Below are 13701 nucleotides of genomic sequence, written 5' to 3'. Positions count from 1 at the left end.
AAGGGTTATATCGCATGCAAGATCCACTATTGAACTCACTGATCTACGTTAGCCGGTATTACGGGTTAGCTAACTCGCCCGAAGCGTTGATCAATGGGTTGCCACTAACCGATGGAAAGCTTACCCCTTTCCTATTCCCACGCTCTGCTGAGCGTGCGGGATTAGTAGCAAAAGAAAACCGTTCCGACTTAGATAACATTCCACACCTGATTCTGCCTGCCGTTTTACTGCTAAAACAAGGTGAGGCATGTGTTCTCAACAGTATCGATTTAGAAAAGCAAGAAGCGGAAATCATCACGGCTGAAAGCGGAATGGTGCCAATCATCATTCCAATGGAAGAATTGAAAGAGCAATTCATCGGCCGTTACTTCTTAGTAAAGAAACAGTTCCGTTACGACGAACGCTCACCTGAGGTTCTCAAAACTCGTAAAGGACACTGGTTTTGGAGCACGATTTGGGAATCTAAAAACATCTATCGTGATGTGTTGATCGCCTCCATTCTGATCAACATCTTCGCCATTGCAGCGCCAATGTTTACACGTTTGGTATACGACAAAGTCGTCCCTAACCTCGCATTTGAAACCTTATGGGTGTTGGCGAGTGGTATCTTTGTGGTGTTCCTGTTCGACCTGCTGTTAAAGCTGATGCGAAGCTACTTCATTGATGTTGCAGGTAAGAAATCCGATATCCTGATCTCCTCGAAGCTTTTCAGCAAAGTATTGGGCATTCGTATGGAAGCTAAGCCAGCTTCGGTCGGTGCTTTCGCTAAAAACCTGCAAGAGTTCGAATCCATTCGTGAATTCTTTACCTCAGCAACCATTGGCTCGCTCATCGATTTGCCTTTCGCGCTGATGTTCTTGGCCTTAATTTGGTTAATGGCTGGCAACTTGGTGTTTGTTCCTGTGGCTGGCGTGGTCGTGCTGATCGTCTACGCACTATTAATTCAAGGCCCACTTCGTCGTACCATTGAAGAAGGCTCCCGTCTTGCTTCTCAAAAATACGCTAACTTGATTGAGAGTTTGGCAGGCTTAGAAACGGTTAAGCTGTTCAGTGCGCAAAGCCAGTTCCAATTCCGTTGGGAGGAAGCCGTTGCTCACATGGCGAACTGGAATATCAAAAGTCGCCGCATTACCGACAGCATCCAAAACACGGCAGGCTTTGTTCAGCAAAGTACCAACGTAGGCATGATCATTTTTGGTGTGTACTTAATTGCGGAAGGTGAACTTACTATGGGTGGCTTGATCGCTGCGACCATGTTGAGTGGTCGAGCGATTGGTCCTCTTGTTCAACTGTCGTTGCTGTCGACTCGTTACAACCAAGCAAAATCATCGATGACGTTGATTGAGCAAGTTATGTCGATGCCGGATGAACAGGAAGAAGGTAAGCGCTACATCCACCGACCTATTATCCAAGGTCATATCTCACTCGACAAAGTGACCTTCCACTACCCGGATTCACCAGTCGCTTCTATCAGAGATTTAACTCTGCATATTAGACCTGGTGAGAAAGTGGCGATCATTGGACGTATCGGTTCAGGTAAAACCACACTAGAACGCCTGATTATGGGCCTGTACAAGCCCACAGAGGGTCATGTGCGTATAGATGACACCGACATGGAACAACTTCACCATGTCGACGTACGACGCAATATAGGCTGTGTGCCACAAGACAGTAATCTGTTCTATGGTTCGGTAAGAGACAACATCACTCTTGGTCGTCCTTTAGTGGATGACCGCGATGTGATGGATGCAGCTAACCGTGCTGGCGTTACTGCATTTACTCAACAAGATCCTGCAGGCTTAGAGCGTCAAGTCGGTGAAGGCGGTGCGTTACTTTCTGGTGGTCAGCGTCAATCGATTGCGATTGCCAGAGCCTTCCTAGGTCGTCCGCCTGTGCTATTAATGGATGAACCGACCAGTGCTATGGATAACCGTTCAGAGATGCACATTAAGCACCAGCTTAACCAGTTGCTTCCAAGCGAGACGTTAATTCTGATCACACACAAAACGTCGATGCTGGATATTGTCGACCGAGTGATCGTAATGGAGAAAGGCTGCATTATTGCCGATGGTCCGAAAGCGCAAGTGCTGTCAGACCTAAAACAAGGCAAAGTAAGAGCGGTGAGCTAACTCAAAACGTTTGCTCAAAACAGCGAATGTTATATGTCTCGTCCTAAAATACGTTGACAGTATTTCTACTAAGCCAACAGCGTCAGCTGTTGGCTTTTTTCATGCACCTCATTTGGAGTTTTCATCCTGAGACTAAGGTGCGGCCTCATATTGTTATAGGTACTTATAGACTCTTTTACTAGTTGTTTAAGCTCTCTGAGGTTTTTACATTTATCAAGCAAGAACTCTTGTTTCAGTATTCCATTTACTCTCTCTGCTAATGCATTTTGGTAGCAGTCATAACCGTCTGTCATCGAGGGGATTATGTTGCTACTTTTCAACTTATCTTGATAAACACCTGAGCAATACTGGAGACCACGATCAGAGTGATGGATACACGAACGATGATATTGACGTCCCTTGATAGCCATATCTAGCGCTTTCACAACATCCGTCGACTTCATCTCGTTGCTCAGCTCGTAGCCCATAATCTTCCGACTAAACGCATCCGTTACCAATGAGAGATAGTGAACCCCTTCATCTGAATGGATATAGGTAATGTCACTGACTAACACACCTTCTGGATTGCATGGTTTGTAGTTCTTTAATAAGTTCGGATGTTTTTTCATCCAATGTTTACTGTTTGTCGTTTTTGTAAAACTACGTTTAGGTCTGATCAATAATTGTTCATCACGTAAGTAGTTGAAAAGAGCATCTCGACCTAGCTTGATACCTTGTGCTTGCAACTTTGGTTTAAGCAAAAAGTAGAGTTTTCTAGTACCAACCCGAGGCATATAACGTCTAAGATCTAACACCATTTTTTTGATGGGTCTAAGTTCCAACTGGCGATGAACAGCTCGTTTTTCTTGTTGATAAACGCTTTGTCTCGTTATCCCGCATAACTTACATACTCGAACTAAACTTATACCTTCCTGTTTTTGAAGGCTTCTTGCTCCTTGGCGAGATACTTTTTTCTGAGGCTAGTTCCGTGTTCAGCATCAAGAATATCAACCACTCTATTTAAAAAGAGATTCTTTATTTTTTCGTCTTCTAACTCTTTTTCAAGGCGTTTTATTTTTTGTGCTGGTGACTCTTTAGGATTAGTTGATTGGTGCATGGTGTTCATCCTTGGAGTTTGCGCCCAATTCATCTTACCGTGCTTTCGAAGCCAAGTTAAAACAGTTGAGCGGCCTTGGATACCATAAATGGTTTGGGCTTGTTTATATGTCATATCGCCTCTTTCTACAGCGGCGACGACCTGTAATTTAAAGCCTAGTGTGTAATCACGCTGAGTGCGCTTAACGTAGGTATTATTTGAAGTAGTCATAATTCGTCCTCAATGTGTAAACACATTTCAGGACGGGACAATAGAAACTAAAAAGGGGGAGCATCTGCTCCCCCTTTTTTATTTGTCAGTCTTGGCACTTAGGCCATGTATCGCTTTATCTTATGAAGATAGGCTACAAAGCAATGTCTTCTTGCTCCATCTTAAACGAACACTGAATCTCATATTGGTTGAATGAGAAAACACTTCCGCCGTGAGTTCGCTTGGTTGTTACTGTTTCATCACCAAACTGAATCGTCACGCGGGTATACACTTTTTCGTGCGCTTCAACTGTGCATTCAGCAAGGTTGGTTTCAAATTCCGCCTCAAGCGTATCCAATTGTGATTTGGTGTTTTCAATCGCTTGGTTATTCTTTTCTCGTTGTTGTTCTATTTCCAACGCTTGCTCTTCGCTTCTCTCAGCTTTTGGTCGCTTCTTAAATTCGAGTTCTTGGCGAATCACGTCCATTGTTTGCTCTTGGGTGTGTTTATAGGTTTCCTTTAGTTCAGCAATTTTCTGTCGGTATCCATCGTAACGAGCAAAACCATGAACCTTAGTTGCCGTGTCTCCTTCTACACCTAAGAATACACATTCGACCTTTCCACCGACTTTGGCTTCGCCACCACTGAGCGTGCCATGCTTCTTCATGGTATCCATTACGACAAGATTGTCTCCACAGCGAATGTCGTTACTCATGCTGTGCACGCCAAGTCGAATGTCACCGGCGGTTTTTAGCTCTGCATTCTGAGCGTAGCTCGCGGTGATGGAACCTTTGCTGAATACCTTACAGCTTTTCGCTTCACCCTCTTTGGTGGTGTGGCCGATAATGCCTTTTGCGACTTTGATATCACCTTGAGCCTGAACTTCAGCCGATTCAATAAAACCACCCACCGTAATACTACCGGTCGCTTTCACAATCATTCCCGGTTCAATGTTGCCAGAGACAAACACATTGCCTTTGAATTTGACGTGTCCGGTGGAAACATCAACATTGCTAACACATAAGGCGTCATCGACTTCAATGGTGCGATCTTTGATGATGGGTAATCCGGGATAAGAGGCGAGTAATAAGTTGGGGTCATCAGGAGAAATGTAGGTGCCCTTGCCAGGCTTGATTAAACTGTCTTGTCCAGGAAGTGGCGGGATAATACGACCTTGGACGGTAAAGCCAGCGATGCCCTTAGTCGCGGGAGTGCGTTTCATTAACTGGTCGTTTTGACCAACGGTAATGGTTTCTCCCAAGTCTCGCATATCAATCTTGCCTTCGTCTTTACTGCGAGGTTTCAAAACTTGTCGAGTAATGTCTTCAACCAAGGCCGCGAACTTTGCGTCTTTACCTTTTACGGGTTGTGTTCCCTTGGCGACGGGTTGCGTAAACTTTTCTCCGGGCTTAAGTTTGCTACTCATCATCAATACTTTTCTGAGCGCTAACTTATTAATTCCCTTTGTGATGTGAGCTTGTGCTAAACAATGAATGATGTCGCTACCGCGTAGCGGGTGTCCATTATACGGACCAGTGACGACTAGACTTGCTAGCATCTCATCATCAGTCAGCTCAACCGTGACACTGGCATTACGAACTTCTGCAATCAAGATTCCTTCATAAGCTTCCCCCTTGCCCTCTTTTGCAAGAGTCACAAAACGCAGCACCTCATCTTCAAAAAGAAAATAGTTAGATGCGCTCAAAGCTTCTAAGGCTGGTGGCAGAGTCTTATTGTCAAAGCTTGCGTCGACCACAAACCCCGACGGCAGACATGCCATCACTTGTTGCTTATCTTCCGACAGTGTAACGATGTTATCCCACATTCGAATTGAGTATCCCTAATGACTCAGTTGTTATTCAGTCTATATAATTCATTCTGCGCTTAGTATCACATTATTAGAATAATCAGCGTCACATCACTTACTTTCGATTCTGCAAACATGACTCATAAATAAGACTTACCTATTTTATGATCCGCTTCAACTTTACAAATATAAAGGTGAACAGTTTCAGCATTTCCCATGCGAGTGAACGTTGAACAGAAGTGATAGCAATATGATAAAAACGAATCGGTTTAGAAGATTAAGGGCTGTCTTAAAGAGAGCGAACTAAAAATAGTGAGGGAGACAATGAAAGCGATGATGAAGGTAAAACTGGACTTGGATGTGAAGTTTCAGTTTACAGTGTAAATCGAATATTCTAATTTACACTGTAAATCTAATTAACGCTGAAAACGGGATGGGAAACCAAACTGCCTATTTACAGTGTAAATTTGATAATAGGAAATCGACATCTTGTCGGAATTGAATTTCGGCTTGTTTTCGCCCAACAAGATTAAACTGTTCGACACAAGTCCCCCACTCTTTCTGCTGAATGACTTTCGCGATAAGCAAATCAGAAACGGCGAAATCTGTATCGGTTATAACGTCAGATTCAGCTATGTGAGCTTGACGAGCATTACTCTGCAGAATCAGATTCAGGACACTGAAACCAATGCTGTCGTAACTATTGCCGCCATCGACATAATTCCTGATGAGTTGGATTTCAGACTCAGCCATAGATTCCGCTTGCCTTGGCAGTAATGCGCGCACCATATCAACTTCGAGAGAAGCCAAAGAGCCAGAAACAACAAAACAGAACCTACGCTCAAAGTGATTTTGCAGTTGGCTCATCCAGATTTGAGCGTTTGGGTTAAGCGACTTAACCATCAATACAGAGTGACAACCGCTTGCCTGATCTCGCTGGTGACCAATATGAACAGGCACAAATTCACTATCACGCCAGAAAGAAATCAAATCACTGGTCGCACCGAAGCTCGTCGCCAGATAATCGACTTGCTCTGTTCGGACTGCTTGTTCAGATAACAGACCCAACATCCAACGGCCGATACCCAAACATTGATGACGTGTCGAGACAGCAATCCGCATCACTCGAAGACAGCGGCTAGTTGCTGCTTCAACAGAGCCAAGCTGGTTAGCTAACAGAACTGGTGCAAGGTGACCTTGTGGACGACGTTTTCCAACTTGAACTTGTGCAATCAATTCTTTATCTAAACCGCCCTCCTCCGTCACCAACATACAACCAAGACACTCGTCTTGCTGCCAAGCGGCAAATAAATGAATAGCTGGGTTATCGAGGAACTGCATTAAATCATTAGGAGACGTCTGATAATGGGCATCGACTAAAAGAGAAAAACATTGTTGAAGTTTTTGAGGGTTAACCAAGCAGTCTGCTTTTGACAACTCAACCAAGCTAAGTTGGTTGAGTGCATCATCGGAAAAATCTTCCGACTTATAAACAGCTGATTCACTCGGGCACGCATCTTCACCAAGCAGGAAACAATCAAATAGCCAACGCTCTAGTGGGTCGTTGTTATTCCAACGGATAGGTTGTTCAAGCTTGTAGCCCTTCCATCCAGGGCGATGTTCAGAAAGCCAAGCTTCAAATTTGATTCCAAACCCTCGCCCACTGCCTTCGTAACCATGAACTGTGGTTGAAAAAACCATGCGGTGATAACTATCGACCATAGATTTAAGCATTGGGATTGGAATGGCGGCCGCTTCATCAACCAACAACAGATCGCACTCAAGCTTAGATTTAAGTAATTCATCTGGCGCGACAAATCTTAAACTTCCACCTTGATAACCAATGTGAGTCGCGTTAATGACTTCACACGTATCGAGTCTCTGTAACGCATGAGAAAATACGGGCTCAATTGCTTTTACAGAGGGAGCGGTAACAATAATATTTAAGCCCTGTCGCTCTGCCAAAAGCTGCGCGGCTGCAATACCCAAAGTTGAGCTTTTACCTCGACCTCTGTCTGCTGTCAGAATCAATGGACGCTTTCGATGTCCAGTAACAACTTTCTTAACTAACTCAATCGCCGTTTTTTGCTGTTCAAATCGGTCAGTCGAGTTGTCGTCATTAAGTTTTTGAGGAAGCGAATTCACCGCTTCAATCACATCCGCCTTTTCGTCACTTTGCGAAACTGAAAGTAGTTTATCAAAATGTAGCTTTAACCAAGATTGCCCAAAGCATTCGCTATCTTCAGAGTCATCAACTTTCGGTGGTAACACCAACAATAACCCACCACCAACTAACGAACCCAATGCTGCGCTAAAACCATTCGCATCGAACAGCTCTCTAAAATCACACACAAGAACTTGGCATTCACGACCAAGAAGTTGCTGGCCTTTTTTTACAGACGCGTGAATCGTCCCCTCAAACGGAGTGCCGCCAATCTGGAAAACGGTTTGAGAATCTGCATCTTGAAGGAAGGTTATAACAGCGGAGTTTTGCCAATCGAGGTCGCCATCAAAGACAACGCCATAACGATGATCGTTATGCTGAGCGATATTAGAAAGTGTGTGTAGAAAAGTGTTGGTTGGGTTTGTCATAGTCAGTGTCCAGATTCGTCTAAACACAGTTTATCACAGCCAAATAAAAAGCCGCATAAAGCGGCTTTAGAGTAGTAATGGAAAGTTATCGATCTAGTCGAGCTTCGATTGTACGAAGGCTAGGATTTCTTCCATGGTCGCATCATCAACTTTCTTTAGATTCAACGCCAAGTTTGAACCTTTACGGCTGTATGAAGCACGGCCTTTAATTAGTTCAACTTTTGAAGACGCTTTCTTAGCTGGCGCAGGTGCCAGTTCAAGAATCCAACCTTCTAAGGTTTCAGTCACGTCTTTGGTCAAGCGAGTTACGCCTTGAGCTTCACTACGCTGCCATACAAAACCTTCTGAAGCATCACACTTAGTCAGTAGTGTTTGTTGTTGTTCGCTCGTTAGACCGCCAAATTGTTTATGTAGTTTAACAATCGTTGGACGACCAAGGTCACTCACATTTGGGTAAGCTTGTAGCAATTCAAGTGGCAAAGCGGCCGCTTTCAATGCGCCACTTACCAAAGCTTCGCTGCACTGAAACATTTTCGCTAGTGCTTTTTGGTCTTCAGCTTCGCCTTGATCTAGCTTCGCTTGCATCTCTTTGCCCTTCTCATACAGAGAAAGAGGCTTGTGAGCGTTTGCAACATCAGATAAGAACTTAGCATGGTCGCCGTTAATGTTTTCAGCAACATAGATAAGGAACTCTTTGTCGGCCAAAATACATGACATACGACGACGGCTACCATCAAGAACTTCAATCTTGCCGTCTTTGTTTTTACGACCAACTGCTGGGTATTGCTGGCCGCGTTCTTTTAACGTAGTTAGTACGTCAGAAAGCGCATGTTCGTTTAAGAAAGATTGCTCACGCGCGTTCTCTTCGAAAACAACCGTTCGAGTCGCTACTTCAGAAGCAGGAATTCGAACCAATTCAAATGAAACCAACTCTTCGCCCGCAACTGAAAGTTCAATCACTTGAGCCTGTTCTTTAGCAGCTGTTTGCGCTTCTTGAGGCGTTGCTACGCGACGTTTGTTTGCTTTACCAAATAGCTTTGCATTTAAGTCAGATGTTTTAATTGCCATTCTTGTTATCCCTGATTAAGTGAAGGCCAGTTGCTGTGTAATACACGCTCTAATTCTAGAGCACTTTTTTGTACTGCGTCTTGAGCGACAGCCAGAGTTTTCTTACCACCTTCGAAGTCGCTAACCGTGAGATCGAAAACCGTGCTGTAAGTATCGGCACAGGTTTCAAAGGCACGGCTTCTTGGAATCGTCGCCATCATCACTTGATCATTCAGCAGGTAGTTCATCTCAGTGAGAACCGAAACCTGCTTCTTATTGTCATCTTCGAACATGGTTGGCATCAGACGAACAAACTCAAGCCCTTTCCAATCGTCCGGGAACATCTCGTACACGGTTGGTAAGTGTTGGAAGAAGTTAACCGTTGAAGCCCAGTCCAAACGCTTTGCAGCACAAGGAATAAGAAGAGCGTTCGACGCGTACATTGCGTTCCACACTAATGGATCTACGTGTGGGCCGGTATCAATCATAATCACATCAAAGTCGTCTGCGATTTTGTCGATAAGCTTCTCTTTAAGAAGACGAACGATATCAAGTGACTGATCTTGAGAGAGGCTTTGCCACGCTTCAGCGTTAAACATCGCATCTTCTGGGAATGCAGAAATTGTCTTTAGGTTCGGATACTGAGTTGGCAAGAGTACGTTTTTGCGAAGAAACTCTAGGTCAACATCTTGGCCTTCAGGCACGTTGTCCAACATGATATCAACGGCAGAATAGATACTATCGTGCTCTGCACCACTGATTTGTGGGTTTAAGAACAGACGTAATGAACCTTGTGGATCCAAGTCAATCAGACAGATACGGTAGCGCTTGTCTAAATTCAGAGACAAACAAGCCGCTAGGTGAACCGCCGTCATTGATTTACCTGTACCACCCTTCTGGTTTTGTACGTTGATAATCCAAGGTTTGTTGTCTGCGTGCTGTTTACGTTGGTGGAACTTTGGTACTTCCGCCGCGTCCATCAGCATGTGAGCTTCAGTCAATGAAATCGAGTAATGATTGGCGTTGTTCTTTGTAAACTGGTGACCATCCGCTTCAAGCTTAGTAATTGCCTCATCCAATTTTCGACGAGTTAAGCCTGAACGAGTCTCCATCATAGCTTTAGACATTGGAGGGAAATGTTCATCACTTCGCTCTTCCAGAATAATCTCAATTCGGTCAGCCTGAACTTGTTGAGTTTGTTCGGCCAGCTGATAGAGCTTATCAATCGTTTGTTCTCTTTTCATTGCCAGTTTCCGTAATGATTAACTAAGTACCAATTGTACAGCGATTAACAACAAACACAACAAAAACATGAACATACATTTATGAGTAAAATCACATAAAATAGACTGTATTTTTACAGTTTGATGAAACAACGGCTGAGACAAACACAAAAAATGACCGTTTTTATCATGCATAACCATGCTATTTCTGGCTTAGATTTTAAATGTTACAGCATCACTTATTTACAATGTAAATGCAATTTCAGTAAAAAATCTTCGGAACGATTGAAATACAAGCATAGATTACGGTTCGTGTGATTTGCATTCGAAATTGTGAGTTTTTCAACCAAGAAATAATAGAAAACCAAAAATAGCATCGAAAATTCAAAACCACGACAAGATAAAGCGTCACTAGATAAAAGAGAGTTGAACCTAACACGGAAGAATGATCATAGAATACATCAGGCGTAAGAGAATTGATAAGGCGGTATTATGAAGCATGATCAAGGTGTAAACTCATCAATATTGATCCGCATGAGTGACTGTTCGAAATGATCAACTTCCGGAAAAATGATCAAGTAAATATCGTTCCGGAAGCATATAATTTAACAGCTAACTTACGGGCAAATGCTTTTGTAATGGGGATTCAAGGCCTATAAGGCCTCATTGCTTGGAAATTCAATCTGCACAGACTCAGAATACAGAAACATGACAATTTCATGATCATGCTTCCTAAGTAAAGCAGGCCCGCGTTAATGACACCCAAGCCAGCCTTTAACACCGGCTTCAGAACAAATTTTGTACGTAATAGGGTAGGAACGATAGAAAAGGGCACTTACTTGATCATTGTTCCGATAGATAAGCCATCAAAACTATCCACATTGACGAGTTATAAGTGACTTAACCAACCATGTTGAATTATGGACTGTGGATAAGCTGTACAAGTATAATGATCATGCTTTCGAATCAATAATGATCATGCTTACAATGACTTAATGATCATCGTTCTGACACTCTGTGATCATGCTTTCTTAGGTTTAATGATCATAGTTTCGGACTCTTTATGATCATGCTTTCAAAGTGGATTTTTTTTTATACTTTAAATTCAGCTACTTAAAATCAAACTTACGTCCAGATCATTAGATCACTTAATCATTTAAGATCATATTAATCAAAAAGATCAGTTATTTAAAAGCCAATAAATTCTCTTTATTTATGATCATTCTTTCTTTATCATTCAGGAACTATAGTGAAACTACGGTTAGTGTGATACGGATCAAAAATGAAACCAGAAGAGAAATTGTTAATTAAGGCACGAAGCCACAAAGATGGTCATTTATTTGAGGTATCTGAAACAGCCGTTGAATGGATAGAACAATATCAACACTTCAAAGGTGTCACCAAAAGCATAGTTGAGCTTCTTAACCTAATTTCACTTCGTGGGTTTAGCAGCAAAGACGGATACGTTTCAACCACTGAGATTATCGAATCAACCGATGGCCAAGTCACTCGCGCAGCCTTGCAACAAAGGCTGAGAGCAGCGGTAAATATCGGTCTTTTCAAACAAATCCCCGTTCGCTTTGAAGAAGGCCTTGCAGGTAAAACCATGCTGCATCGCTTTGTTAACCCAAACCAATTGATATCGGTACTGGGTGCCACCAGCTTAGTCACAGAAAGCGTCAAGCAAAACGAAAAGCAGAAGCGCTCTAAAGCCCTCGCTCAAACTAAAGTAAACAAACGTTTACTGAATGAGCATGGTCTTAATACTCCCCCAACGATGAAAGACGAAGCGGATCAATTCATTGTTTCGCCAACCAATTGGGCGGGCATTATTGATCAAGCGTTAGCGCCACCTAGAACGCGCAAGAGCTACCAGAAATCAATGGTTTCGATCTCGGGCACTCGCGCTGTGATCGAGACAAGATCGTCTAAAAATATTATGACGGTCGATGATCTGATGACGCTTTTCGCGTTGTTCACGCTAACCGTTCAGTATCATGATCATCACCAAGATGATTACCACCTAGACGCGAAACACACGCCGAACAAAACACCACTCTACATCACGGACATTTTGTCTTTGCGTGGTAAGAAAGACAGTGGCCCTGCTCGTGACTCGATTCGCGACAGTATTGATCGTATCGAGTTTACGGATTTCCAACTGCATGAGCTTACTGGTCGTTGGCTTAGTGAGAACATGCCAGAAGGCTTTAAGAGTGATCGTTTCCGATTCTTAGCAAGAACCATTACTGCATCGGAAGAAGCGCCTACAGAGGGCTCTGATGGCGAAATTCGCATTAAACCGAACCTATACATCCTCGTTTGGGAACCTTCGTTCTACGAAGAGCTCCTGACTCGTGATTATTTCTTCTTGTTCCCGCCAGAAATCCTTAAGCAACATACCTTGGTTTTCCAAATGTATTCGTACTTCAGAAGCCGTATGGCCCGCCGTCATTCAGATTGTATGTTGCTGAGCGAACTGAATCAGAAGTTGGCTCGTAACATCGATTGGCGTCGTTTTTCGATGGATCTGATCCGCGAATTGAGAAAGTTGGGCGAAGTCGGAGATCAAGAAGATACCTTCCTGGTTAATCTTTGGGGTTATCACTTGACGATCACCGCGTTGATCGAAAAAGGCAAAACGACCGATTATCAAGTAGATATCAAATGTAACGTGGAAGAAGTACTGCGTTACTCAAGAGCACGTACCACCAACGCCGGTAAACGTAACATGGCACCAACGCTGCCAAACCCACTTCGCAACGAGATGGTCTCTAAGCAGAAGCTGGAAGAGCTGTCTGAGATCATCGATGGTGAGTTTGAACCGATTCAGCGCAAGGCACCGTCGCCAAGAGGCAAATTAGGACGTCGAGTGAAGCAACGTAAGCACTCTGTTGAGATCAATGCTGACGAGATCATGATAACGCTCTCTAAATATACCTCTGCAGAGGCTCTAGAACGCAGTATAACGGCTTTATCTGCTATGACAGGGCACTCACATGCCTCGATCAAAGAAGAGTGCTCAGAGCTCATTGAGAAGCTTGATTGGCTGAGAGTAGGGGAAAATGTTATCCCTTACGAAACATTGAGTAAGCTGATTGAGCTGTACAACGACCGTGATAGCAACAGTAATCGACATCTCTCTATCGAACGTCTGATCTCTGGTTTGGCGGTGCGTCGTAAAGTGTGTAAACAAGTGCACGAAGGTCATCTAGATGAAAATGTGTTCTTGGCGCTCGATGAAATGGCGATTGGCCACTAGTTTTTACCCCGCTTTCACTGTTGTGAATAGGTCATTTAATCATCATTAGGTGCTGATAATAATCGCACCTAATGCTGACAAAGCGATGACAATGTAACGCATCCAGTTGATTATTATTTATCCCGAATAGACAACCTTTTGTCCTTTCTTATGATTAATAGATTGGCTCATATTTTGTTACATCATACTGAATAGATTTTTGCGAGTTCCCCAAGGGACTCGCTTTTTTTTGTCTTAAATTCCGCTCAACATTAAAAATCAATAGCTTACATGCTTCGGCTTCTGAAGCATGATCAAGGTGAGATCATGCTTTTAATTGATCCTGTCGTTTCAACTAGACGGTCATTTTGATGAGT

General features: G+C 43.4%; 7 protein-coding genes. 2 read left to right on the top strand and 5 right to left on the bottom strand.

All coding sequences use genetic code 11. The features are described from left to right. Nucleotides 1–14: 14 nt before the first annotated feature. Nucleotides 15–2129, top strand: coding sequence for a type I secretion system permease/ATPase (locus OCV12_RS17745; RefSeq protein WP_176679079.1), 2115 nt, complete (start codon nucleotides 15–17; stop codon nucleotides 2127–2129). Nucleotides 2130–2197: 68 nt separating this feature from the next. Here the strand turns inward: OCV12_RS17745 and OCV12_RS17740 are convergent. From OCV12_RS17740 to OCV12_RS17720, 5 genes are all read right to left on the bottom strand, one after another. Continuing rightward, nucleotides 2198–3435 (bottom strand): IS3 family transposase gene (locus OCV12_RS17740; protein ID WP_261886738.1). Its coding sequence is split into 2 segments (ribosomal slippage): nucleotides 2198–3063 and nucleotides 3063–3435, totalling 1239 coding nucleotides; the frame shifts between segments, so codons are not numbered across the junction. 133 nt (nucleotides 3436–3568) lie between these two features. Beyond that, nucleotides 3569–5239, bottom strand: a complete 1671-nt coding sequence (locus OCV12_RS17735; protein WP_261886737.1) for a DUF342 domain-containing protein — start codon at nucleotides 5237–5239, stop codon at nucleotides 3569–3571. A 432-nt stretch (nucleotides 5240–5671) separates the two neighbouring features. Beyond that, entirely contained in the window at nucleotides 5672–7813 is a 2142-nt protein-coding gene (locus tag OCV12_RS17730; protein ID WP_261886736.1) for a GNAT family N-acetyltransferase, read from the bottom strand. 93 nt (nucleotides 7814–7906) lie between these two features. Further along, complete coding sequence (locus OCV12_RS17725; protein WP_261886735.1) at nucleotides 7907–8881, bottom strand: ParB/RepB/Spo0J family partition protein; 975 nt, start codon at nucleotides 8879–8881, stop codon at nucleotides 7907–7909. 5 nt (nucleotides 8882–8886) lie between these two features. Beyond that, on the bottom strand, nucleotides 8887–10104 hold the full coding sequence (locus OCV12_RS17720) for a ParA family protein (protein ID WP_048660527.1): 1218 nt from the start codon (nucleotides 10102–10104) through the stop codon (nucleotides 8887–8889). 1261 nt (nucleotides 10105–11365) lie between these two features. Here OCV12_RS17720 and OCV12_RS17715 point away from each other — a divergent pair. Beyond that, nucleotides 11366–13345 carry a replication initiator protein RctB domain-containing protein gene (locus OCV12_RS17715; protein WP_261886734.1) on the top strand — a complete coding sequence of 660 codons (1980 nt, stop codon included), beginning with the start codon at nucleotides 11366–11368 and terminating at the stop codon, nucleotides 13343–13345. Nucleotides 13346–13701 lie beyond the last annotated feature (356 nt).

This window comes from Vibrio pomeroyi (assembly GCF_024347595.1).
Taxonomy (GTDB): domain Bacteria; phylum Pseudomonadota; class Gammaproteobacteria; order Enterobacterales; family Vibrionaceae; genus Vibrio; species Vibrio pomeroyi.
This window is presented reverse-complemented; position numbering and strand designations above follow the sequence as displayed.